Origin of the sequence: Synechococcus sp. EJ6-Ellesmere (assembly GCF_024345875.1) — a bacterium.
Classification (GTDB): Bacteria; Cyanobacteriota; Cyanobacteriia; order PCC-6307; family Cyanobiaceae; genus Regnicoccus_A; species Regnicoccus_A antarcticus.
On sequence record NZ_JAGQBY010000034.1, the window covers coordinates 1 to 24,091 of the forward strand.

Here is a 24,091-nt window from a genome sequence, read left to right on the forward strand (position 1 = left end):
CCCCGAGACCATCTACTTCCAGCGCGACCGGGTGCGCCAGGTGTTCGGCCTCAAGCTGGCCATCGACAATCCGGCCGGTGACGCCAAACCGGGCATGCCCGCCGATGCCGAGATCCTCACCCCCTGATCCCGACGCCGCCGTTGTGGTGAGCGTGGAGGGGCTGCACAAGCGCTATGGCAGCCGCCCGGCCGTGGCCGGTCTGGAGTTCAGCGTCCGGGCGGGGGAAATCTTCGGTCTGATCGGTCCCGACGGTGCCGGCAAGACCACCACCTTCCACATCCTCGCCGGGGTGAGTGAGCCCAGTGGCGGCCAGGTGCGGGTGCTGGGCCAGCCTCCCCGTGAGGCCCGCGAGCGGGTCGGCTACCTCACGCAGCAGTTTTCCCAGTACCCCGACCTCAGCGTCGAGGAGAACCTGCGCTATGTGGCCGGCCTGCGCCTGGTGTCCCCCGAGCACTGGCGGGAGCGGCGCGGTCCCCTGCTCCGGCGCCTGGGCCTGGAGCCCTTCGCCGATCGGCTGGCCAGCCAGCTTTCCGGCGGCATGAAGCAGAAGCTGGCCCTCTGCTGCGCCCTGATCGACAGACCCCGGTTGCTGCTGCTCGATGAACCCACCACCGGCGTGGATCCGGTGTCGCGCCGCGACTTCTGGGACGTGCTCACCACCCTGGCGGAGGAGGGGGTCACGATCGTGGTCGCCACGCCCGATCTGGTGGAGGCCGAGCGCTGCCACCGCATCGCCCTGGTGCAGCAGGGGCGCCTCGAGTGCCTGGGCAGCCCGGCCGAACTGAAGCGGGAGCTGGGCCTCAGCCGGCTGGAGCTGCAGGGCGCCGCCCCGGCGGCGGCTGAACCGCTGCTGCGCGGTGGCGCGATCGTCGATGTGCAGACCTTCGGCGACCGGCTCGATGTGATCGTCAACGATGCGGCAGCGGGGGAAGCCCAGGTGCGGGAGCTGTTCCGCCGGCAGGGGCTGCCGCTGCTGGAGCTGCGCCACAGCAGCCCCACCCTCGAGAACGTTGTGGTGATCCGCCAGCGCCGCCAGGCCGGGGAGCTGCCGCTGCTGCCCTTCCCCCAGGCCCGGGCCGTGCGCCGCCAGCGCTCCGACCTCGCCATCGATGCCCGCCAGCTCAGCCGCCGCTTCGGGGCCTTCGAGGCCGTGCGCCAGCTGACGCTGGAGATCCGCTACGGCGAGATCTTCGGTCTGCTGGGGGCCAACGGCGCCGGCAAGACCACCACGATCAAGATGCTCTGTGGCCTGCTGGCCCCCAGCTCCGGCCAGATCACGCTGGCGGGGGAGTCGGAGCGGCTGCGTGGGCCGGATCTGCTGCGGCGGATCGGCTACATGAGCCAGAAGTTCACCCTCTACGACGACCTCTCCATCCGCGAGAACCTGGAGTTCTACGCCGGGGTCTACGGCATTCCCGGTCCCCTGCGTCAGCCACGCATCGACTGGGTGATCGCCAGCTGCGGCCTGCAGGGCCAGGAGCAACTGCTCACCGCGAAGCTGCCCGGAGGCTGGAAGCAGCGGGTGGCCTTCGGCGCGGCGGTGCTGCACGACCCCGAGGTGCTCTTTCTCGATGAGCCCACCTCCGGGGTGGATCCCCTGGCGCGGCGGCAGTTCTGGAGCCTGATCACCGACTTCGCCCGCCGCGGCACCGCCATCCTGGTGACCACCCACTACCTGGAGGAGGCGGAGCAGTGCAACCGGCTCTGCTTCATGGTGGCCGGCGAGAACGTGATCGAGGGCAGCCCCGGAGCGATCAAGGCCGCCCAGCCGGGCCAGGTGCTCGAGCTGTTGCTGCCGCCGGATCAGCTGCAGAGCGCCACGCTGCTGCTGCGCCGCCACTGGGCACCCTGGCGGGTGAGCCGTTTCGGTGACCGGCTCCATCTGGTGCTGGATGATCCCGAGCGGGAGATCGAGGGCCTGCGGCTGCTGCTGGGCCAGGCCCAGCTCAGCCTGGAGGGGCTGCGCCAGGTGCCCCCATCGCTGGAGGATGCCTTCATCGGCACCGTGCAGCGGGCCCGGACGCGAGAGGGGGAGCGCAGGTGAGGCGAATCCTGGCCCAGTGCCGCAAGGAGCTGCTGCAGTTCCGCCGCGACCGGCTCACGCTTGGTCTGGCCTTTCTGCTGCCGCTGCTGACCCTGCTCATCTTCGGTTTTGCCATTCGCCTCGAAACCAAGGTGATCCCGATCGTGGTGCAGGACTTCGACCGCAGCCCCCTCAGCGCCGCCTACACCGACCGCCTCTTCGCCACCGACCAGTTCCAGCCCGCCCCCTGGCGGGGCAGTGGCGACCCGGTGGCTGGCGCGATCGATCGGGGCCTGGCCAAGGCGGCGGTGATCATCCCGCCGGAGTTCAGCCGCCGCCTCAAGGCCGGCCAGCCGGTGGAGGTGCAGGTGCTGGTGGATGGCACTGACGCCAACAACGCCCGGGTGATCCGCAACAGCATCCAGGGCACCACGGCCTTCTTTCTTGCCGAGAAGGAGTTGCTCAACGACCCGCCGCCGGTGCAGGCGCTGACGCGACTGTGGTTCAACCCCGGCCGCAAGGAGTCGCTGTACATCGTGCCCGGGGTCTATGCGGTGGTGCTCTGGATCTTTCCCTCCCTGCTGGCCGCCATCGCCATGGTGAAGGAGAAGGACAAGGGCACGATCCTGCAGGTCTATGCCTCGGGCATCAGCGCGCCTGAGCTGCTGCTGGGCAAGGCCCTGGCCTACCTGCTGGTGGGGGGGAGCGAGGCCGTTGTGGTGATGGGGATGGGCGGGCTGATCTTCCGGCTCAGCTTCGCCGGCGATCCGACGCCCCTGCTGGTGGGCACCACGCTGTATCTGGCGGCGGCGGTGCTGTTCGGGCTGCTGCTGGGGGTGCGCAGTGCCAACCAGAATGCGGCGGTGCAGGGGGTGTCCCTGGTGGGCTTTCTCTCGGCGCTGCTGCTCTCGGGCTTCATCTATCCCCTCAGCAACATCCCGCCGCCGCTCTCGCTGGTGTCGGCGCTGATCCCGGCGCGTTACTTCATCGTGATCAGCCGTGATGCCTTCGTCAGGGGAACCGGCTGGGCCGGCGTCTGGCTGGATGTGCTGATGATTCTGGTGCTGGGGGCGCTGCTGTATTGGGCCACGTGGCGCTCGCTGGGCTCCCTGCAGCTGACCGATGGCGGCGAGGGCGGGCCATGAGGGTCCTGCGCCACTGGTGGCGGCGGCTCTCGGCCAGCCGCCTCTGGGCTCTGGTGCGCAAGGAGGTCCAGCAGATTCTGCGCGACCGGCAGCTGATCAAGTTGCTGATCATTCCCCCCACCCTGCAGCTGCTGATCTACGGCTTCGCCCTCAACCCCGAGGTGCACAACCTCAGGCTGGGGGTGGTCGATTACGCCCAGGTTTCGGCCAGCCGGGAGCTGGTGTCGGCCCTCACCGCCAACCGGATCTTCCTGGCCTCCTCCTATCCCCGCAGCGAGCGGGAGCTGGCGCGGCAGGTGGAGCGGGGTGAGCTCACGGCCGGCCTGGTGATCCCGCCCAACTTCAACCAGCGGCTGGCGGCCGGCGACACCGCCCAGGTGCAGGTGTTCATCGACGGGGTCGACGCCAACAGCGCCGGGATTGCCAGCGGCTACATCCAGCAGATCCTGCGCCGGTTTCGCCCGGAAGCGGGGGCTTCGCCGCCCACACCGCCCCTGCGCACCCAGGTGAGATTTCTCTACAACCCTGGTCTCACCAGCAGCTGGTTCTTCGTGCCGGGGGTGATCGGCCTGGTGCTCACCCTGATCGCCACCCTGGTGTCGGCGGTGACGCTGGTGCGCGAGAAGGACACCGGCACGCTCGAGCAGCTGCTGATGACCCCGGCCGCCGCCTGGGAGATCCTGCTGGCCAAGATCCTGCCCCTGGTGGTGCTGCTGATGGGGGATGTGCTGCTGGCCCTGCTGCTCGGCCGGCTGGTGTTCGGCCTGCCGATCCGGGGGAATCCGCTGCTGCTGCTGACCCTGTCGGGCCTCTATCTGTTCGTCGGGATCGGTGTGGGGATCATGCTGGCCACGGTCTGCCGCTCCCAGCAGCAGGTGATGCTCACGGCCTTCTTCATCACCCTGCCGATGGTTCAGACCTCCGGGGCGATCGCGCCGATCGAGAGCATGCCGGTCTTCTTTCAAGTCCTCTCGCTACTCAATCCCCTGCGCCATTTCATCGCCATCCTGCGGGGGCTGCTGCTCAAGGGTGTGGGCCTTGAGGCCCTCTGGCCCCATGCCCTTGCCCTGCTGGTGATGGCGCCGCTGCTGATGGCCATCAGCGTGTTGAGGTTCCGCAGTCAGCTGAGCTGATCGCCTGCTCCTGCTCCCCTGGACTCACGGGCACAATCACCGTGACCAAAGTCCCGGCGGCGGGATCCTGGGTGGTGCGAATCTCGGCATCAAAGGTGCGATCGGATCCATCGGCCAGCTTCAGCCGCAGCGCCGAGAGCACCCCCGTGCTGCCTGACCCTGCCAGGGCGGCCGCGGCCAGGGAACTCAGCGACTGGGGATCGTCCTGGCGTGAGAGCCAACCGGCATGCGCCCCAAGGATGGAGTCCTGGTTGTGGCCTGCGGTGCGGCAGAACGTGTCGTTGGCTCTGATGATGCGCAGGCGGTCATCCAGCACCGCCACACCAAGACTTTGGGCCTCAAAGACGGTTTCGAAGATGAAAGAGGCGTTTCTGGCCTTGTTCTCGAGGACCTCGATCCCGCTGACATCCAACAGGGTGCCAACGATGAATCCGTCATCGGAGTCATTCACCACCGTGCATGACTCGGCCACCCAGAGTCTTCGTCCATCGCGTGTGGTCAGGCGGTAGCGCACGGACCAGCGGGGTTGGTTGAGGTCGCGGGCCAGCCTCACATGTACGCGATCGTCTGGATGAATGGCAGCCTCCAGTAACTTGGGCTGGTCGCACAGCTCAGCCGCGCTCCATCCTGTGATGGCTTGAATCCTCTGGCTGGCATAGAGCAGGTGCTGCATGGTTGGATCCCATTTCAAGACGGCCTGCTCGAGTGCATCAGTGAGACTTGAGAACTCATGGAGTGAGGCCTCGGCTGCCCTGCGCAGCGCCACCAGTTCAGAGATATCCGTGAGCGTGACAATGGCGCCGAGACGCCGGCCATCTCGTTCCCGATAGGGCAGGATCTGGACCAGATAGGACACCTCTTCGCTGCTCGCCTCGATGGTCTGACGCAGCTCTCCCCTGATCACCGCCATCAGCGCCTCATGGAGGCCGGGAAGGGGAAGGGTTGTGGGCACATCCAGCAGTGGCTGGCCATGGTCGGACTGCACGAGCCCGAACACCCTGACGGCCAAGGGGCTGAACCTGAGTACGCAGAGATTGCAATCAACGATGACCATGCCCTGACTCAGGGAGTTCTGGATGTTTTCCAGATCCGTGTTCAGCTTTTCGAGTTCATTACTGCGGGCTCGTAGCTCTTGGTTGAGGGTGCCCAGTTCCTCATTGGTGGCCTGTAGCTCTTCATTCGAGGCTTCCAGCTCTTCATTGGAGGATTGGAGTTCTTCAGATGAAGCCTGGAGCTCTTCCGATGAAGCTTCCAGCTCTTCATTGGCTTGCTCGAGTTCGCTGAGGGATCGACGTAAGGTGTTCTGACTGCTCAGCAGCTCCTGCTCAAGTCGTTTGATTTCCCGATCAAAAACATGATCACGAAGGCCCTCCTGATCGGCTCTGGCTGCATCAGTTGAGCCCTCATTGTCCTCAAGAAACGTGAGAACCCACAGCCTCCGATCGCCGACATCAAAGGGCCTCACTTCCATGTGGAAGGGCTTGTCGTGGCCTGAGAGATGTAAGGCCGGGCTGGTGATCGCCAGGCCATCAGCCCGTGTCAACAGGAACAACGCTCGAGCTTCTGATTGAAGCTCTGGGAGGAGAAATGAAGTGGCCGATGAGCTGACACGACCCTGGGGAAGGCGGCAAAATGGCGTGACATTCCCGATCACCTCGATGAGATCATGGTTCTCATCCAGCACCAGGCAGGGCTTGCTGATCAGGCGGATCAGCGACTCCAGCAGAGCCACGTGCTGCTCCGGTACCGACTCCCGCAAGACGGCCACCCTCTCCAAAGGGGCGTAGGCCATGGGACCCCGTGGCGCTGGTAAGGTCAGGGCCTGACGTGGTTTCAGCATCCCCTCCGCTGTTCGCAGGACAATCCGCTGCTCGGGATCGACGACCTTGAAGCCGGGTGTGCGGTTGGCCAGGGACTCGGAGCAGCCCAGAAAGAGCAGGCCTCCGGGGACCAGGCCAAACCGGAACAGATTCAACACACGCTCCTGCATCGGAGCGGTGAAATAGATGAGCGTGTTGCGGCATGAAACCAGATCCAGCCTGGGAAAGGGTGGGTCGGCCCCAACATCATGACGGGCGAAGACGGTGCAGCTACGAAGCTCCTCCGTCATCTCGATTTCCGTCGCCGTCTCGATCACGAAGCGTTCACGCAGGTCATCGGGGATGGCCTTGGCTTCTGAGATCGGATAAACACCACGACGACACACCGACAGACTGACCTCGTCGAGGTCGGTGCCAAAGATCTTGATGTGGGAGGCCAGATGGGCGGGATGCCCCAGAACCTGGCTGAGCAGCATGGCAATCGAGAACACTTCCTCACCCGTTGCACATCCAGGCACCCACACCCGCAACGCTTCGGTGCTGCTGTGCTGCTTGATATACACCTTCAAGTGCTCGCCAAGGGACTCGAAGGCCTCACGGTCGCGAAAAAACGAGGTCACGGTGACCAGCAGGTTCTGCACAAGGGCATGAGCCTCTGCAGCATTACCGGTCAACAGCGAAAGATAGTCGTCGAGGGTATTAATTTCCAAACTCAGCATGCGACGCTGGAGTTGCCGATTCAGGGTCGACTCCTTGTACTGGGAAAAATCGATTCCAGTGGCATGCTTCAACTGGGTAATCACACTGCTGAGCAAAGCAGGTGCCGCTGCCGGCAGGGCTCCACTGACCCAGTTCCCGCCACCGCTGGCGATCCATTCGCCGATCTTCGGCCCGATGGCGCTCGCCTCCAGGACCAGATCCGCGCAGCCCAGGCTGATGGCGGCACTGGGCATGGCGCCGAACTTGGCACTCTGCGGTGATTGAGCGATGGTCAGGCCGGCGGCCGCTCGAACCGCGTGCACGCCCCGCGCCCCATCGGCGCCTGTTCCCGAGAGCACAATGGCCAGGCCGTGATCACCCCACTGCTCGGCAATCGATTCAAACAACAGATCAATGCATGGACTCGGGCCGAACCGGGGCGTTGGTTCACTGAGCTTCAGGTGATGCCCCTCAACCACCACATCATGGTTGGGAGGTGCGATCGCGATCACATCGGCTTGGAGCGGTTCACCATCAACGGCTGTCACCACGCTCAGCGTGGTGGAATGGGCCAGAAGGTCGACAATCAGGCTGGGGTGATCAGGAGAAAGGTGTTGGGCCACCACGTAGGACACACGGCCCAGGCTCGTGAGAGTCCTGCTCAACTCCTGCAGGGCCTCAAGCCCCCCGGCCGAGGCACCGATTCCCACCACATAGTCGACGCCAGCCGAGGCTGGGTTGACGGGTCTGCTCTCCACCTGGGGCTCGGCCGGCAAGGACTCAGGCTGCTGATCGCTTGGTCCGTGCACCAATCAGGTCCTCTCTGACCGCCTGGGCCAACGCTAGTCGTGCTGACTCCCCTGAGGCGAGGCTTGCCGTGAGGGCCAGCGCCGGCCCCGGTCCGATTTTTTGAGTAAGACTACTCATCTCCAAGGCGTTATTTGTGGCTAGGTGATTGACTTAATTGGCTTAAATCGTCAGAAGATTTCTGGCCATGCGACAACATGGCGCAGCTTGGCTAGAATGGCGCAATCGCCCGTGACTGGACGCCAACGCTAGAGCCAAGGAGAGTGGTTGATTGTGAATGTGTTGATTTTTGGCCGTCGGTCGCTGGCCAGATGGCTTCACCGTCAAGCGATGGACAGCGCCACTATCCACCACGTGCCCACTGCAAGTCTCCAGCCGGCCCGCTCTGCCCTGACGATCAGCCTGATCTGATCCGGAGTTCATCTTCTGAGCAATTCTGTGTCTCTCTCTGTCGCGTCTGCTGATGTCCATCAAGGGTTTGACGCTCATCGGGAGGCTGCTGCCCTGGCCAATCCCTTCAAGCGTCGCTTAGGGCTGGTTGGAGACATCAATGCCAGTGCAGAGCTCTTCCGCAGGGTTCTGCCGGTCAGTCGGCTCAAGGTCATGGATCCTGACAGGAGCTGGTGGCACTATGGCGTTGCCTCGCGATTTGGTTCCATCGTCCTGGGAGCATGGATCCTTCCGCCGGTGCAGATTGTGGTCGCGGAACAGTATGGCTTGTCTGTTTTCCTGGGCTACGCAGGAGAACAGCACATCCAACAGAATTCTCGTCATTGGATTTGCTGTTCCAACACCTGCCTGATTCTTCCTGGTAAGCCCCTCACGATTGAGGCCAGTCTGTTCAGTGGTCTGGCCTTTCATCTCGAGAGCCAACGCCTCCTGAAAACGGCCACAGGCATGGCTGGCCTCAGCCAGACACCAGATGCCTGGGTGAAATCGGTGCATGAGACGCCTGGCTGGGAACCATCGAGGGAACCGGGCCTGGCCACGCTTCAGGCCATGCTGAGGCAAGCTATCGTCATGGCCGAGTTGCAAGCTGGCTCGAGTCAGAGTCTGCTCGACCGGCTACAGCTGGATGTCCTGATCTACCGGCTGCTTGCCGCCATGATCTTCCCGGAGCTGCGGGAGGAATCCTCGTTCGAGCGCCTGACCCACAGAATCGAGGCAGGGCGTGACTCCTTCGATGAGCTGCTCGACTTCATCAAGTCTAATCTTGCTGAGCCTCTCAACCTGACGCAACTCGAGATGCAAAGTCATTATTCACGCCGAGCTCTGCAATACACGTTCCGCGAACGGCTTGGTTGTACCCCATTGCAATGGATCCGCAATCAGCGTCTTGATGAGGCCAGGCTCAGGCTCCAGAAACCTTCACCTGGGGAGACAGTGGCGAGTATTTCTTCCGAGTGCGGTTACCGAACCCAGAGCTTGTTCAGCGTTGATTTTCAACAGCGCTTTCATGTCAGGCCCTCCCAGCTCCTGCGTGAGGCCCGCTCGACCCGTATCCGCTAGCCAGGCTTCAGCTGCAGCGTGATTTGCATGATCAAACAAACAGCCTGGTCCCAGTATCCACGAATCTGGAGGCCAGGTTGACCGCCAGGAGCTGCCCAGTTCATTTCCCAGCCACCTCCAGGAGCAGATCTGCTCCACTTCTGCAGCTCATGGGCTTGGCGCTTTGTAAGCACTTGCGAAGCGCATGACACATTGTGCCGTCAACGCGCTGAATAACGAGAAGCACACCTACAATGGACTTGGCGAAACAGCGGGCCGGCGACTGTTTGATTCTCGACCGCCCGCACGGGGAATCCTGCCTTCCATCGCCTCGATCCAGGCGTATCGGCGCACGCAGGGTGTATAGACCAGCAGCTCCTCCAAAGGAATCAGCGGACAACCTCACGACCTGGACAGCCTGTGATACCCAGGCTGGATGAGTGCCGGAAAATCCTCCCCAGCAACCGTGGACTTCATCTCCTCCAACAAGTGCTGGTGACGCGATCTCCTTTCGGCATCAATCTGCACGTAGTCCGTAAATCCCTGCTGGAAGGGGCGGCCTATCCGATACAGGCTCAGTCTTGGACCTGGATGGATTCTAGCGGGTTCTTCAGATCGTATCTGATCCCATTCTTCACTTGGTTATCATCACATCAACACCGGGCGTTCGCCGCCGCACCATGACGCCGGTGTCGTGCTCGCTGCGATGCAGCTGCAGGTCGATCTCCTCCTCGCCGAGCCGCAGCCCGTTGACTTCAAGCAGGTTGATGCCCTTCGGGAGCACCGGCTTCCGGAACAGCACCTCCACCCGTTCCGTCTCGGCGTCGCGTCCGATGCCCATTCCGGTGATCGCTTCCAGCAAACCGAACACCGAGCCGCTGGCCCAGGCTTGGGGGCTGCAAGCCACCGGGTAGAGGGTGGGGTCTTCGTCGTCGCGACGCGGGAATCCGCAGAACAACTCGGGCAGCCGGTACTGCGGCAGCGCCCGGGCCGTGTCGAACAAGCCAGTGAGGATTCGCATCGCCTCTGGCATGTGGCCGTAGCGGGCCAGGCCCATGGCGATCAAAGCGTTGTCGTGGGGCCAGACTGAGCCGTTGTGGTAGCTCATCGGGTTGTAACGGACCTCTCGTTCATCGAGAGTGCGCACGCCCCAGCCGTTGAAGCTGGTGGGCGCAAGCAGCTGGCGGGCCACCGACGCCGCCGCGTCGCGACTGGCGATGCCGGTCCAGAGGCAGTGGCCTGCGTTGGAGGTGCGCACGGCACAGGCTGTGCCCTCGCCGTCGAGTGCCAGGGCATAGGTACCGATGGCATCGCACCAGAAAGCCGAATGGAAGCGGCGGCGCAGCTGATGGGCTTCCTCGCGCAACTGCTCGGCTTGGGCGGTACGTCCGAAGCGATGCTCAATGCCTGCCATGGCGCGGCGGGCCCCGTAGGCATAGGCCTGTACCTCGCAAAGGGCAATCGAACCCTCGGCCAGACGACCGTCGGCGTGGTGGATGGCATCGTCGGAATCCTTCCACCCCTGGTTGCGAAGGCCGCCCTGGGCGGCGCACTGGTAGCGCAGGAATCCGTCCTGGCTACGCGCTTCGGCGGCCCTGATCCAGGCCAGGGCCAGCTCCAGAGCCGGCCGCAGGTGGTCAATGAACGACTTGTCATCGCTGCGCAGGAGATAGTCGCCCGCCAGGATCAGGAACAGGGGCGTGGCATCCACGGAGCCGTAGTACCGGGCGAATGGCACCTCCCCCAGGGCCGCCATTTCGCCCAGACGGGCTTCATGCAGGATCTTTCCGGGTTCGGCATCGACCGTTGGGTCGATGTGGCTGGCTTGATGGTCCGCCAGGTAGCCGAGCACGCCGCGGGCCAGGCGCGGTTCCACCAGGAGCATCTGGCGGGCGGTGATCAGCCCATCACGGCCGAAGGGGCAGCTGAACCAGGGAACGCCGGCGTAGGGGTAGAGGCCGTGCTCGAGCTGGCTGGAGAGCAGATGCACATCCGACATGGAGCGGGCCACCCAGCAGTTGAACGCCTGGTTGTCGGTGGCGATGGAGGCCGCCTGGCGCTGGCTGTCGCGCAAACGCTCGTTCGTCGCCGCGAGTGCGGCATCGAAGGCCTCTTCAACCGCAACACGATCGTCGGCGGGATGGAAATCCAGCAGGAGATGGACGCGACGGGTGCAGCGTGGTTCCAGTTGCAGGATCAGATTGATGTGGGTTTCACCCACCTCCGCCGCCACACCTCCCACCCGCAGGAGCGTGCGGCGATCCTCCCCGTCGAGCCCGCCGTAAGCCACTTCCAGGACGTCCTGGGTGTGCTGGCGGACCGTGCGCCCGCGCCGCGAACGTTGGTGTCCGCGGATCTCGAAGATGTCGCGAAAATCGGCGTCGAAGCGCAGGGTCAACGGCAGCAAGACCGCACCGTTCAGGTAACTGGTGAAATCGAGGGCCTGCAAACAGCTCGTGGGGGTCAGAACAGTGCTGCGCTTCAGGTGCACGGACCCGGGCGGGGGCGCACCGGGCCCGTCGATGTCGTTGCTGAGATGGCTCATGTGCAGCCCCATCTCCTCACTCTCGGCGGAGCTCAGCACGATCGGGGACTGATCCCAGAGCAGGAGTTCCAGGCGGCTCACATGGCGAGCGCCGCGGTGAAAGATGCCGGAATCGGGATGGGTCTCGGGGCAGATTTCACCCCGGCGATCGAGCATCGCAAAGGTTTCCCCATTCTTGAGAACGAACGGGGGGAGCAGATCATGCGGCATGAGAACACGCTGCAACGAGCCTGGCCGGGGAGGGGCTGCGACGGGCCTCGATCTGGCGCTGGAAGAGACGTTCGTAGTCGGCCGCCTGCCGGGCGACTGTGAAACGCTGCTCGAAATCATGGCGAACCCGCCGGCGATCCAGTCGCTCGATTCCCCGCACCGCTGTCACGGCCTCCTCGATCGTTTCCACCAGCAGGCCGTTGAGGCCGGGCCGAATCACCTCGGGGGTGGAGCCGTTACGCCACGCAATCACGGGCGTACCGCAGGCGTTGGCTTCGATCATCACCAAGCCGAAGGGTTCGGGCCAGTCGATCGGGAACAGCAGAGCCAGGGCGTTGCCGAGCAGCTCCTGCTTGCCGGCATCATCGACCTCCCCGATGAACTCCACCAGTGGATTTTCACGCAACAGAGGTTCAATGGTGGCGTGGAAATAGTCCAGATCAACGGCATCGATCTTGGCGGCTACCTTGAGGGGCAGGCCCAGAGCGGTGGCGATGGCGATGGCACGGTCAAGACGCTTCTCGGGTGAAATCCGCCCCACGAAGGCCAGGTATTCAGAGGGTGACGGCTGGAAGCGGTACAGATCTGTGGGCAGACCATGGTGAATGGTGCCGAGCCAGTGAGCCCCAGGCAGAGGCCCCCGCTGGGATTCCGAGATCGACACCAGGGGCACTGGATTGAAATCCCATTGGAGTTGGGCCATTTCCGGGCCCATCAGGGGCCCGTGCAGGGTGTGGAGCTGCGCCACCGGCAGGCGGGCGATGCCGGGGTGGAGGCCATGGCCGGTATGAAAATGGACAATGTCGAAGCGATCGAGCTGACCGATCACCTGATCAAGCTGGCGACCCTCTGGCACCCGTGGATCTCCCCGATAGCCGGCCGGCCTGAGGGCTCGTGGCACGCAGGGGAAGAGCTCGGCGCTGGTGAGGGAGTCACCGCTGGCAAACAGCACGACCTCATGACCACGGTTGACGAATTCTTCTGTGAGATAGTGAACAACTCGCTCCGTTCCGCCATATCGCAGCGGCGGTACGCTTTCAAAAAGTGGTGATATCTGGGCAATACGCATCGGCTTGCTCTTGAAGGATTAACTGGCAGCCCACCCCTATGGGCGCCCAGAATGCACATCTGCGGTCACCGAGGTGGCGCAGCAGGGGTTGGCAGCAATCTGCTCTTATTTGAAACGTAGGCAGGAAACAGTGGCGATGCGTCGAGAAAGGTGAATTACTGACACAGAACACAAGCTCACGGGATCAGGGCAGCACAGTTGAGCCAGCTACAGCGTCGACCGTTATGTTGCCGTAGATAAGGGGCACATCTGCAGCAGTCAAGCAACAGTTTCAGGCCCATAGTGAAAGGAGAGGGGCTATGGCGTGACATGCGAACGGATTTGCTCTGGCAGTAATCTGGCAGTTCCATAGGCTCTGGCATTGATCTCACACCTTTGCGGACCTGATCATGAACAAACTCCAGTTCAAAGGTGAATGGCATGAATTGAAAGGCAAGCTCAGGCAGAAGTTCGCCGATCTAAGGAACCCCTGAAAAACCCGCTAAAATCAGTCCAGATCTAGGACTGAGACTGGAACGGATGGCCGACCCTCTCCAGCTGGGCTTCACGGACTACGAGCAGATCTACGCCAGAAAGAGGACGCGTCGCCAGCGCTTCCTGGATGAGATGGAGATCACGGTTCCCTGGGAAGCGTTTCTGGCCCTGATCAAGCCCGTGTATCACAAGCCCTCCAGCAAAGGAGGTCGTCCGCCGATTCCTTTGGAGGTGATGCTCCGGATCCACCTGCTGCAGCAGTGGTTCACGCTTTCAGATCCACTGATGGAGGAGATGCTGATCGATACGCCCTGCTTCCGCCGCTTCGCAGGGATCGAGACGATGGACGGCCGGATCCCTGATGAGACGACGATTCTCAACTTTCGCCATCTGCTGGAGGAGCACCGGATCGCGGAGCAGATTCTTGAGGGTGTGAACCAGATGCTGAGCGAGAGAGGAGTGATGCTGAGGGAAGGAACGATTCTTGATGCCACGATCATCAATGCCCCCAGCTCCACCAAGAACAAGCGGAAGGAGAGAGATCCTGAAATGCACTCGGTGGCCAAGGGCAAGCAGTGGTTCTTTGGAATGCGCTGCCATATCGGCGTTGATGCCGCATCTGGCCTGGTCCACTCTGTTGAGAGCACCGCCGCCAATGCTCATGAGCTGAACACAGCAGCAGACCGGCTCCATGGGGATGAACGCCTCATCTACGGCGATGCAGGCCACATCGGCATCGAGAAACGAAACGACTTCCAGGACTGCGAAGCTGAGTTCAGGATTGCCATGAAGCCCGGCCAGCGCAGAGTGCTTCCAGAGACACCAGAGGGCAGGCTTCTAGATCTGATTGAGACGGCGAAAGCCCACTTCCGCGCCAAAGTGGAGCATCCCTTTCGGATCATCAAATGTCAGTTTGGCTTCCGGAAGGTCTTCTACAGAGGTATCCGCAAGAACGACCTCAAACTGAAGCTGCTCTTCGCCCTGGCAAACCTCTGGATGGTACGGGAGCGAATACCCGATCCAGCGTAAAGCAAGGGCTTAGTGTGTCTAAAAAATCGATAATCATCCAGAGATTAGGCCAAGAAGCATGGTGGAAACTACCTGAAGTCTATTCAAGGACTGCTCTGAGCGAAAAGCGGGCAAAACCTGCTCAGTATCGTCTCATTGGCGAGAATGAGACTAGGTTATTTGCATTAAGGCGTCTTGATCAGAGGTTCCCTAACCGATGACGACTTGGCCTACACTGAGGGCCAGGAAGAGGAATTGTTTGGCCATCTGTAGAAGAAGCTCGGCAAGAGCCAAGAAGAGATTACCCAGCTGATCAACACTCCTTAGGAGCTCTGTCATGCTGAACTATGCCATGACCTTTTTGATCATTGCGATCGTCGCTGCCGTCCTCGGCTTCAGTGGTATCGCCGGATCAGCTGCGAGCATCGCCCAGATCCTGTTTCTTGTGTTTCTCGTGCTTGCCGTGATCTCTTTCCTCACCGGCCGGCGCAGTTCGATAGGAATGGCTGCGTGAATCACGATGTTCCGACCGGATTATTGAGCAACATTGGGCATGCTGCATGGATTGCCATAGTTTTTTATCGCTAAACCTCGTTTCTCCCTCGCCATCGTCACCATGAATCACCAACTTCGTTTTCTGCGCCAACTGGCCGCCACTTGCCTTGGCCTGGCCTTCAGTCTGCTCGTGTTGATCGCCACGCCGGCCTTGAGCGCTCCCGCTCAGGCCTCAGGAGCCTTCACCCTCAGCACCTCCCGCTTGCCCCTGGCCGCCACCGCCGGCCGCGTCAAGGCCGGCGCCAAGGACTTCGAGGGCAAGACCCAGGAATCGATTGGCAACATCACTGGCAACCAGGGAGATCGCCTTGCCGGCAAGGCGAAGCAGGCCGAGGCCAAAGTCCGGAATGCCGTCGAAGACGTCAAGGACAAGGCCGGAATGGGCTGAGCCAGGCCGCGCCGCTTCCATCTAGAAGCCATTACTGGCTTTGGTTTTCAATGAGTTGTGTTCTCCCCAGGACCTTGTCCACAGTTCTGGCCAGTTTCGCTCTCGCCATTCCAGCCCTCGCTGGTGTATTTCGTTCGAGACAGCTGGTACACCAACACCTACGTTCCCTACTATCGCAAACATCACCCCAGCAGCCAAAATCACGGCGAGAGGGGTAGACCTGGCAACAGTGGTCATGCTCCAGGCCAAAACAAGTAGCTGGTCTTGAAACCTCTTAGTGGCGGCGCCCAAGGAGTTCAGTGAACAACCAGACCGCCTCTGCGAAAATGGGACGACGCCCCAGTCGTGATACGAGGTCAACAGGAGCGCAGCGGCTCTCTGTACTCCTGCGTGCCGATTCGAGGAGTGTATCCCGGCCCTCCACCCGTTGCGCAGGTTCCAGAAGCTGGCGAATCAGGCCCCCGATCGACTCAATCCCACCATTGGTGAGCTGTACGCCTCAGATGGCCGATCGTCCGTGCCACCAAAGCAGTTGCTGCTGCCCTCGTTTGGCCTTTCGGCCGAACGTGACGACACATTCAGCAAGCGGTTTGGTCCAGGCCTCCCGCTGCTTGATTCTGGAGTCTGTTCGTCGTCAACGGTGCTGATCGGCGCCACGCTGGCGATGGCCGCAGACCTCGATCAGACCATGCCCCCAGCCCCTTCCGATTCCGGAGACTCCCAGCACCCGGCAGTCGGGATTCAACGCCAGCCTCACCGGCGCCAGCACGAGCATCGGCCCGGCTCGGCCGCCGCCTTCCGCTGGAGCGTGATCCTCAACAGCGCTCTCTCAGGCCTGCAGCTGGTGATCGGTGTGGCCTTCGGCTCTTTGGCGCTGATCGGTGACGCCGTACACAACATCGGTGATGTGGCCGGGCTGCTGTTCGGCTGGGGTGCTGAGCGGTTGAGCTCCCGGCCGGCCACGCCCCGCTTCACCTATGGCTTCGGGCGCAGCACCCAGCTGGCGTCGCTGGTGAATGCGGTGCTGATTCTGATGGCGGCCGCTGTGGTGATCGTGGAGGGTTTCCAGCGGCTTCTTCATCCGGTGGCGGTGGCGAGCACGCCGGTGGCCTGGGCAGCGGCGGCGGGAATCGTCGTGAACCTGCTTTCGGCGCGCCTGTTCGGCGACGACCACAGCCATGACCTCAACCGCCGCGCCGCGGTGGTGCATCTGCTCACGGACGCGGCCGTGTCGGCGGCGGTGCTGATCAGCGCCGTGCTGGTGGGGATCACCGGCTGGCCCTGGCTGGATCCGCTCACCGCACTCGGTGTGGGCCTTGTGGTGGCCTGGAGCGGCTGGGAGTTATTGCGCGAGGCCCTGGTGGTGGCCCTCGATGCTGTGCCGCGCGGCATCGACATTGCCCAGGTGGATGGCGCCCTGCGTTCCCTGCCCCAGGTGGTGGATGTGCATCATCTGCACGTCTGGGCGATGAGCACCTCCCAGAACGCCCTCACCGCCCATGTCATCCGAGAGCCTGGCGCCGCGGATGACATGGAACTGCTGCATGAGGCCAAGCGCCGCCTGGCGCAGATCGGGATCTCCCACAGCACCCTGCAGCTGGAGCCACCGCCCTGACGTGCGCTCAGATGTGATACATCAGGGTCGGTTGGTTCCTGGCCCTGGTGTCCTCCAGCAGCTGCTTCAGGGTCAGGGCCGCCAGGACCCTGGCGCGGGCCTGCTCCAGTTTCTGCTCCAGGGCCGTGAGCACCAGGAAGGCCGTGGTGGAACGCTTGCCATCGGGGCACGCTCCCCCTGCCTTGCCCTCCAGGCAGGCGAGCACCTCCGCCACCGTGATCAGTTCCGGTGATCTGGCCAGCTGGTAGCCGCCGCGGGGACCACGCAGGCTGTGCACCAGTCCGCTGCGGCGCAGGCTGGTGAGCATCTGCTCGAGATAACGCTCGGGAATCCCCTGGCGGCGGGCGATTTCACCGGCCTGGAGCACGCCGCCTCCTGAATACACCTCGGCCAGCTCGATCAGGGCCACCAGTCCATACTCCGTTTTGGTGCTGAAACTCACGGATCACCGGATGCCTGGAGCCATTCTGACAAGGGATCCACGGTTTCTGCGTGGGGTTTGCGGGAGGCGTTGGCAGCTGGGGGCTCACAGCGGCGTGCGCGGCGCTGGGCTGGGGAACAGGGAGAGGAATCCCTCGCGGCGCAGGTCTTCCGCTTCGGCGGTGGCATTCCAGAGCGATTCGAAATAGAAGAACGTCACCCCCATCCCTTTCTGCCGGGCGGTCTGCACCTGAGCCTGAATCAGCTGCATCGGCGCGGGCTTGGTGCGCAGCCCCGTCATCACCCCGATCGCGGTGGGGATCTTCTTCCGGGTTTCCGCGAGCTCGGGGCGTGCCACCTCGGCCGCGAAGCTGGCCACATCCGGCCGGTAGAGCTGCACGATCACCTCATCAACGATGCCGCGACGCACCCAGCCCAGCCAGTCCTGCAGCTGCAGCTTGTAGGCGAAGTCGTAGTAGTTGGGGGAGACGGAAAAGATCGACTTCGGCTTTTTGGCGTTCACGGCCTTGTGCAGTTGAGCCATGAAGGCCGTGATCTTGTCGGCGCGCCACTTGATCCAGGACTGATCCATCGGATTGCTCGGCACGGCACGCCCTGTCTCCTTGGCGTACAGCGCTTTGGTGTAACTGTCGTAGCCAAACTCATTGGGCAGACTCATATGGTCATCGAATTGGATGCCATCACCGTCGTAGTTGCCCACCACCTCCAGCACCAGCTCGGTGATGAACTGCTGCACCTCCGGCCTGAATGGATTGAGCCAGACCACTTCTCCGGCAGCGCTGATCGAGGTGCGGCTGCCGTCCTGCCGCTCGGTGAGCCAGCTGGGGTGTTGCAGAGCCAGCTCCGAAAACGGTGGCGCCATGAAGCCAAATTCGAACCAGGGGATCACGAGCATGCCTTTGGCATGTCCCTCGCTGATGACGTCCGCCACGATGTCCTGGCCTTCCAGTCCCTTGTATGAAAACGACTGAATCTTGCGCGCGCGGGTCACCTCACTGGTGTGAATGGCGTAGCCGGAATTCCAGACCACCGGATAGACGGTGTTGAAGTGCATGTCCTTCAACTGGTCCATCGCCGCTCGCAACTTGGTGCGATCGCGCATGGTGGTCATGTCATTGGTGGTCATCCAGACCCCCCGGATCTCGGCGCGGGCGCCCTGGGCGGCACTCGGCGCGTTCAGCGCGGGAACCATGACCAGCAGCAAGCTGCAGAGCATCAGAACCGGCAGCAGCCAACGCGTTCGTTTCATGGCGGCGGTCGGATCAGAGGCGGCCCGACCCTAGCGGTGGTTTCCGAAGGGCTCCAGCGACCGTGCTGGGGGCGTTCAGGGAACGGAGGGGGCGTCCTCTGAAACGGCATGCAGAGCCCTTCTGCTGCAGTCGTTCAGAGGGGATGGCGGGGTGCAAATACACCACCTCGTACACCACCACTTTTGGTTGCTTTGGAGGGACGGACTGGGATCTCACGGAACGCTATACGAAAAGCCGCTACCAGTAGGGCGTGCATTCGAAGGGTCTTTTGCAGATCCTGCTGAGGGGCAGGAGCTCTCGATTGAGGCCCCCTGAACCATGCCTGCAGGGGCAAGACCGAGCAGGCTCTGGCAGCGGAAGCATCCCTCACCACCCATGGAACCGTCGCAAGAGTGTCCTCTTGCTGATCCCAGGGGTTCGTTATGCAGGACACCAGCAGACCAAGTCGCTGAATCGTCTGGGGGCGTCTTGGGTCAATGGTCAAGCTATTGGGGAGAGATTCGCAATCGCGAGATAGAGAATCGACCCCGTTTCATCCCAGAGCCCATGGATGCCCGGGCGTAACGGACATGACTCAGTACCACCCGGCGGCGGGGATGCAGGGTGTCACGCGGCGCAAGGGCGGGCAAGTCGGCTTCGCCGACCCTTGCGCTCGCGTGAATCTGATCTCCCCTCGCCGCCGCCGGGATGGGTGTGCTCAGGTCACGGCTGCCGGGCGGCTCTCCCGCGGCTGCGGTGCCGCCACATACGCGGCCGGCAGGTGATGGATCAAGGGCGCCGACGGCCAGGGGTTGCCTCGCGCGACTGCGCGGCTGTCCATCAGGCCTGAGCCCCAGGCCGGTCGCAAAGATGGCCAGCTGGCTGTCACCGAATCCAGGCCTGTGAGAATGAGGCAGAACCCCTCGGATCCAAGTGTTCGCAGTGGCTCTGCAGTGCCTGAAGTGCATTTGTACTGGTAGAATAAGGGTCGCGCCAAAGGCCCCGAGCCCATCGCCTGCGGCAACGTCATCCCCTGATCTCGCCATCACCGCCGCCTATGCCTGAGCGGCCGTGATGCCCCGATCAGTTGTCACCCACGGCAACTGATTCCATGGCTTTCTGTACTTCATCCAGGCCCGTCATCGGCGCCGGTCGCTCCCTTGTGATCGCGGCCGGCGGCGGCCGTGATCTGGCCTGGTCCCATCAACGCATTGCCGCTGAGCTGCTGGCCCGCAGCGGCGGCCGGCTGGTCCATCTGCTGCTTCACGGCGGAGCCCGAGGAGCCGATGCCGCCATTGCCCGGGCCGCCCATCAGCTGGGCTGGTCGGCGCTGGTCTTGCCGGCCAAGTGGCAGCGCCATGGCCGGGCCGCCGGGCCGATCCGCAACCGGGAGCTGCTTGAGCTGGCTGTGGCCAGGGCCGAGGCCCACACCTCCCCTGGGGTCTCCACCTCCGTGCTGGTGGTGGCCTTTCCCGGTGGGCCCGGCACCGCCTCGCTGGTGCACCAGGCCCGCCGCCTGGCCACCCGCTCCCCGGTGTCGATCTCTGTGGTGGAGGTCAGCGAATCCGCCAGCGCCTGGGCCGCTGCCACCCCCCTCTCCTGAGTCCAGGGCCGCCATTGCGCCGCCCGTTGCATTCCCCCCCTATCCCTCTCACCGTCATGCCCGTTCTCACCACCATCCCCACCGCTCCAGCCACGGCCCTCGCGGGGGCTGCAGCCAAAGCCGCCGGCCCGGCCTGCACTCTCCAGCGCACCGGCTCGCTCTGGCAGCTGGGCATCGAGGCCCAGGAGCTCACCACCTCCATCAGCCAACTGGCCGAGCAGCTGCAGAGCGATGACGACGACAGCCGCAGCCAGGCCCTCGCTGAGCTGGAGGCCGCCCTGATGGCAGAGGAGGGCAACAAGCAGGCCCTGGCGGCCAAGGCCGATGCCACCTGCTGGGTGATCGAGCACCTCCGCGGCCAGGCCGCGTACCGCCAGCAGCAAGCCAAACGGCTCACGGAACTTTCCCGCTCAGATGCCAGCCGGGCCGATGCCCTGGAGGACTCCCTCGTGCTGGTGCTTACCCGGCTGCAGCCGCAGGCCACCCGGTTCAGCTTCCCCAATCACGAGCTCACAAGCCGCAGATCCCAGGCCGTCGAGATCGACGACGAGCAGGCCTTGGCTCCCGAGTGGCTGACGGTCAAGACCACCAGCCAGCCCGACAAGGCCGCCATCAAGCAGGCCCTCAAGGCCGGCCAGCAAATCCCCGGCGTCCAACTCCTCTCCCACCGCAGCTGGCGCATCACCTGAGGGGGGCAGAGCCCCCCTCGATACGGGTCCGCAGCAGTGGCGGGCCCAGGGAATTGCGTCAGCGCCATCACCAACCAGGCCATCACCTCCACCCACCACCAAGAGCCATGGATCTCTCCAGTTACGCCAGCACCATCGCCAACACCACCCCCACCAGCCCCCGGCCCAGCGGCCACATCTGGTCCACACGCCTGGCCAGCTGGGTGGTGCCGATCGGCCGTCGCCCAGGACGGCGCCCATCTGCCGATCACATCTTCTGCAGCGATCCGCCCTGCTGGGTGCTGATCGAGTCTCTGCCCCCCGGCAGCCCCGCCAGCTGACTCCCATCGCCTGTTCCCACTCAACCCCATCAATGCCATGACCACGACAACCACCATCGACCGCCCTGTCGCTCAGGCATCCGCCCTCACGGCCGAGCAGGTTGCTGCCCTGGCGGCGCCCCTGAGTCGCGCCAACGTCAAGCAGCGCGACCAGGGCCGAGGCAAGGTCAGCTACATCGAGGGCTGGGTGGCGATCGCCGAGGCCAACCGGATCTTTGGGTTCGACGGCTGGCAGCGCGAGACGGTCGCGTTGCAGTGCGTCTCCCAGGCGGAACGCCGCATCGGCCGTGAGCCAAGCAAGCCCTCCGATCCACCGCAACGTGACGGCTGGGGCGTCACCTACACCGCCCGGGTGAGGGTGATCGTCGGCGGGATCGTGCGGGAAGGCAGCGGTGCCGGCCACGGCATCGATGTCGACCTGGGCCAGGCCCATGAGTCCGCTCTCAAGGAAGCCGAGACCGACGCCATGAAGCGGGCGCTGATGACCTTCGGGAACCCGTTCGGGCTCGCGCTCTATGACAAGCAGCAGCGGCAGGTCACCTCAAGCGTCACCGGGGCCTCCTCACGTGGGGACAGCACCGAGCGCCCCTCCAACGGGAACACCCCCAGCAACGCGGCCGGGAACGGCACGTTGCGGCGCTCACCAGCTGGCAACGGCCACGCTTCCAGCCACCAGCCTGCGGGCTTGCCCTCCGCTGCTGCTGCGGCTGATGGTGTCGCCGCAGCTCCCGAGGACGCGGCCCTGCTGCCACTCGATGGCGCCACGATCCGCCAGATTCACGCCACCGTTCGCAGCCTTCCTCAGCCCCAGCTGGAAGGCTTCACCAAGGCGTTCCGCAAGCGCTTCCAGGTCCCGGAGGCAGCCAGCTCGATCGCGGATCGCATCAACCAAAAGCAGCACCATGACTGGATCGAGGCGTATTTGGTTCAGCGCCAGACCGTTGCCTGAGATCCAGTCATCCGGCAGCTCAGGTCGGATGAGCTGCCTACCATTCATGAGTCCGGCCGCCCTGAGGGCCATGACCATGCAAACCGATCTGAGCTGGGCAGGTTGCAGTGCTGTGGAAAGGGATCCTCAGCGCCTGAGCGGGGCCTGGGTGTTCCGCGGTACCCGTATTCCGGTGGCGGCTCTGTTTGAAAATCTGGAAGATGGCGTCTCCTTGGCTGAATTCGTCGAACTGTTCCCAGGGGTAAGCCTTGAGCAGTCCCGGCTGGTCCTAGAGCACGCTGCTCGGAGCACCGCTGCTGCCGCACTGGCTTGAGTGCGGATCCTGTTTGACCAGGGGACACCCGTTCCTCTTCGCCGTTCACTGACCGCCCATGTCGTGGTCACTGCTTATGAACTGGGTTGGTCGACCGTCACCAATGGCGAACTGATTCGCCTGGCGGAGCAGAAGGGCTACGATCTACTCATTACCACCGATACCAACCTGCGATATCAGCAGAACCTGAGAGGGCGCAGCATCGCGATCCTGGTGCTGACAACAACCAGCTGGCCGCGGATTCGCCAGGTCACAGGCGAGCTCCAGGCCGCAGTCGCCGCCATCGAAAGCGGCGGCTACGAGGAACTGTTCATTCCCTGAACAACTCAGCGCCGCAGCAACCAGCGCAGCAGCGACAGGCCGATGATCAAGCCCGATGCCGATGTTCCACAGCCTGGAAGGCCGCTGGGAGAGGCGTTGCAGCCAGCTCGGCATTCGATCGCCCCAGTGCTCCAGCGCCAGCACCGCCAGCAGCAGCAGGGCCACGGGGAGACCGATGGCCAGCACCAGCTCACGCAGCATTCCGTCGCTCGCCTCTATCGGGCACCGTACCCAGCTGGATCCAGAGCGACAGCCAGTTGGCGGCCCTGTCCTGAGGGTGCGAATCCTCCCCTGAGCCGTCAGTGCTGGCTTGCCAGCCAACCCTCCAACTGGCGACGGCGAGGCCTGCGGGTCCTTGCGCCGAACAGGCCGCAAGAGTGGTACGGGAACAGGTACTTCTGGAAGCCGCTGCAGCCTGAAAAGAGGCGTACTTTGGAGTTGAGGGGAGGCCCGGTAGCCAACCCGACCCTCACCCTCCAAGAGAGTCCGGCCAGGGATCACCCGAGCCGGTGCGCAAAACGGAGGTACGCCCAACATGCGAGGCATCAACCGTGAACTTGATGGCGCAGCGCGAACGCCATCCCGTAACCGCAGAGAGAGATATGCCAGTTCTGTTCCCCGCGTGTTCAAATCCCGGGCTGCATAACCCGGGCCCGGATCACAGCCGAGAAGGTCAAGCCCCGAGCATCTCTTCCCGGAGACGTGATCCCATCCCTTACCTGCCAGGCCCCAGACAGGCCATGCGTGAAACACAGACACCCGATCGGTCAGGCCCCAGATGCCAAGGCGATGATCCGCAACCGGTGCCAAGGCGCCCCCCACGGGGCGCCTTCCTGCTGGGCATGGGGTCCACACGCTTCAGCGGAACAGCGACAGCGCAAGCTCATGGCTCAGCGTTGAAGCTTGGAGCCCCCGCAGTCCTGCCAGCTGCCGAGCAGACGCGCCAGCTCATCCTTCATGGTGACGAGCTCATAGATGCGTATATTGATTGATTCCATCTTGGCCGCAATGCTGTCTTTCAGTGCAGAGCAGTTGCAGACACCAGCTCGCCGCACTTCCAGGATCCTCGCCAACTCGGGAATCGAGACGTCCATCGCCCGCAGGGCTCGAATGATCGCCAGCTCAGCGAGATTCTCCTCATCAAACAATCGGTATCCACCTGCGGAGCGATCCTTGGGCTGGAGCAGGCCCTCATCGCAGTAATAACGGATCGTCTTCACCGGCAGGCCGGTGCGCCTGGCTACCT

At 63.4% G+C, this 24,091-nt stretch carries 20 protein-coding genes and 1 pseudogene; 15 read left to right on the forward strand and 6 right to left on the reverse strand.

All coding sequences use genetic code 11. The annotated features are described in order from the left end of the window. Positions 1-104: 104 nt before the first annotated feature. From KBY78_RS05510 to KBY78_RS05520, 3 genes are read left to right on the forward strand one after another with little or no spacing between them, the layout of a single operon-like run. A complete protein-coding gene (locus KBY78_RS05510) occupies positions 105-2,045 on the forward strand; it encodes an ATP-binding cassette domain-containing protein (protein ID WP_255142739.1) in 1,941 nt (646 codons plus the stop codon). After that, positions 2,042-3,169 (forward strand): ABC transporter permease, encoded by a 1,128-nt coding sequence (locus KBY78_RS05515; RefSeq protein WP_255142740.1) that lies wholly within the window; start codon positions 2,042-2,044, stop codon positions 3,167-3,169. The genes KBY78_RS05510 and KBY78_RS05515 overlap by 4 nt, the downstream gene beginning before the upstream one ends. Beyond that, positions 3,166-4,302: an ABC transporter permease gene (locus KBY78_RS05520; protein WP_255142741.1), complete on the forward strand. Its 1,137-nt coding sequence runs from the start codon at positions 3,166-3,168 to the stop codon at positions 4,300-4,302. The genes KBY78_RS05515 and KBY78_RS05520 overlap by 4 nt, the downstream gene beginning before the upstream one ends. Here KBY78_RS05520 and KBY78_RS05525 read toward each other — a convergent pair. Continuing rightward, positions 4,268-7,597, reverse strand: a complete 3,330-nt coding sequence (locus tag KBY78_RS05525; RefSeq protein ID WP_255142742.1) for a chemotaxis protein CheB — start codon at positions 7,595-7,597, stop codon at positions 4,268-4,270. The two genes, KBY78_RS05520 and KBY78_RS05525, sit on opposite strands and share 35 nt — an antisense overlap. 469 nt (positions 7,598-8,066) lie before the next feature. Here KBY78_RS05525 and KBY78_RS16270 point away from each other — a divergent pair, with 469 nt between their 5' ends. After that, positions 8,067-9,137, forward strand: coding sequence for a helix-turn-helix domain-containing protein (locus KBY78_RS16270; RefSeq protein WP_255142743.1), 1,071 nt, complete (start codon positions 8,067-8,069; stop codon positions 9,135-9,137). A 613-nt stretch (positions 9,138-9,750) separates the two neighbouring features. Here KBY78_RS16270 and KBY78_RS05535 read toward each other — a convergent pair. Then, a complete protein-coding gene (locus KBY78_RS05535; RefSeq protein WP_255142744.1) occupies positions 9,751-11,871 on the reverse strand; it encodes a glycogen debranching N-terminal domain-containing protein in 2,121 nt (706 codons plus the stop codon). Further along, complete coding sequence (locus KBY78_RS05540; protein ID WP_255142745.1) at positions 11,861-12,940, reverse strand: glycosyltransferase family 4 protein; 1,080 nt, start codon at positions 12,938-12,940, stop codon at positions 11,861-11,863. The genes KBY78_RS05535 and KBY78_RS05540 overlap by 11 nt, the downstream gene beginning before the upstream one ends. Positions 12,941-13,459: 519 nt before the next feature. On the opposite strand from KBY78_RS05540, the gene KBY78_RS05545 reads away from it, so the two are divergent. From KBY78_RS05545 to KBY78_RS05565, 5 genes and pseudogenes are all read left to right on the forward strand, one after another. Beyond that, complete coding sequence (locus tag KBY78_RS05545; RefSeq protein WP_255142746.1) at positions 13,460-14,443, forward strand: IS5 family transposase; 984 nt, start codon at positions 13,460-13,462, stop codon at positions 14,441-14,443. A gap of 316 nt (positions 14,444-14,759) precedes the next feature. Further along, positions 14,760-14,936 carry a DUF1328 domain-containing protein gene (locus tag KBY78_RS05550; RefSeq protein WP_255142747.1) on the forward strand — a complete coding sequence of 59 codons (177 nt, stop codon included), beginning with the start codon at positions 14,760-14,762 and terminating at the stop codon, positions 14,934-14,936. Positions 14,937-15,038: 102 nt separating this feature from the next. Then, the gene (locus KBY78_RS16275) at positions 15,039-15,365 is read left to right on the forward strand and encodes a CsbD family protein (protein ID WP_006170162.1); all 327 of its coding nucleotides are present in this window, start codon (positions 15,039-15,041) and stop codon (positions 15,363-15,365) included. 348 nt (positions 15,366-15,713) lie between these two features. Further along, positions 15,714-15,933: pseudogene (locus KBY78_RS05560) on the forward strand (IS5/IS1182 family transposase); the annotation flags it as partial. 120 nt (positions 15,934-16,053) lie between these two features. After that, a complete protein-coding gene (locus KBY78_RS05565; RefSeq protein WP_255142755.1) occupies positions 16,054-16,980 on the forward strand; it encodes a cation diffusion facilitator family transporter in 927 nt (308 codons plus the stop codon). Positions 16,981-16,987: 7 nt separating this feature from the next. Here the strand turns inward: KBY78_RS05565 and KBY78_RS05570 are convergent, their stop codons facing one another. Then, the gene (locus tag KBY78_RS05570) at positions 16,988-17,422 is read right to left on the reverse strand and encodes an Rrf2 family transcriptional regulator (protein ID WP_006170164.1); all 435 of its coding nucleotides are present in this window, start codon (positions 17,420-17,422) and stop codon (positions 16,988-16,990) included. 84 nt (positions 17,423-17,506) lie between these two features. Continuing rightward, positions 17,507-18,670 carry a glycoside hydrolase family 10 protein gene (locus KBY78_RS05575; RefSeq protein ID WP_255142748.1) on the reverse strand — a complete coding sequence of 388 codons (1,164 nt, stop codon included), beginning with the start codon at positions 18,668-18,670 and terminating at the stop codon, positions 17,507-17,509. Positions 18,671-19,761: 1,091 nt separating this feature from the next. Here KBY78_RS05575 and KBY78_RS05580 point away from each other — a divergent pair. The 6 genes from KBY78_RS05580 to KBY78_RS05605 all read left to right on the forward strand — a co-directional run bounded on the left by KBY78_RS05580 (position 19,762) and on the right by KBY78_RS05605 (position 22,845). Continuing rightward, positions 19,762-20,253 carry an SLOG family protein gene (locus tag KBY78_RS05580; RefSeq protein WP_255142749.1) on the forward strand — a complete coding sequence of 164 codons (492 nt, stop codon included), beginning with the start codon at positions 19,762-19,764 and terminating at the stop codon, positions 20,251-20,253. Between the two features lie 56 nt (positions 20,254-20,309). Then, the gene (locus tag KBY78_RS05585; RefSeq protein ID WP_255142750.1) at positions 20,310-20,942 is read left to right on the forward strand and encodes a siphovirus Gp157 family protein; all 633 of its coding nucleotides are present in this window, start codon (positions 20,310-20,312) and stop codon (positions 20,940-20,942) included. Between the two features lie 107 nt (positions 20,943-21,049). Continuing rightward, positions 21,050-21,262, forward strand: coding sequence for a hypothetical protein (locus KBY78_RS05590; protein ID WP_255142751.1), 213 nt, complete (start codon positions 21,050-21,052; stop codon positions 21,260-21,262). Positions 21,263-21,299: 37 nt separating this feature from the next. Beyond that, complete coding sequence (locus KBY78_RS05595; RefSeq protein ID WP_255142752.1) at positions 21,300-22,211, forward strand: RAD52 family DNA repair protein; 912 nt, start codon at positions 21,300-21,302, stop codon at positions 22,209-22,211. A 70-nt stretch (positions 22,212-22,281) separates the two neighbouring features. Then, positions 22,282-22,524, forward strand: a complete 243-nt coding sequence (locus tag KBY78_RS05600; RefSeq protein WP_255104914.1) for a DUF433 domain-containing protein — start codon at positions 22,282-22,284, stop codon at positions 22,522-22,524. Beyond that, the gene (locus tag KBY78_RS05605; RefSeq protein WP_255142753.1) at positions 22,525-22,845 is read left to right on the forward strand and encodes a hypothetical protein; all 321 of its coding nucleotides are present in this window, start codon (positions 22,525-22,527) and stop codon (positions 22,843-22,845) included. Between the two features lie 890 nt (positions 22,846-23,735). Here the strand turns inward: KBY78_RS05605 and KBY78_RS05610 are convergent. Then, positions 23,736-24,091, reverse strand: a 356-nt coding sequence (locus tag KBY78_RS05610) for a MerR family transcriptional regulator (protein ID WP_255142754.1), incomplete at its 5' end; no start/stop codon positions are given.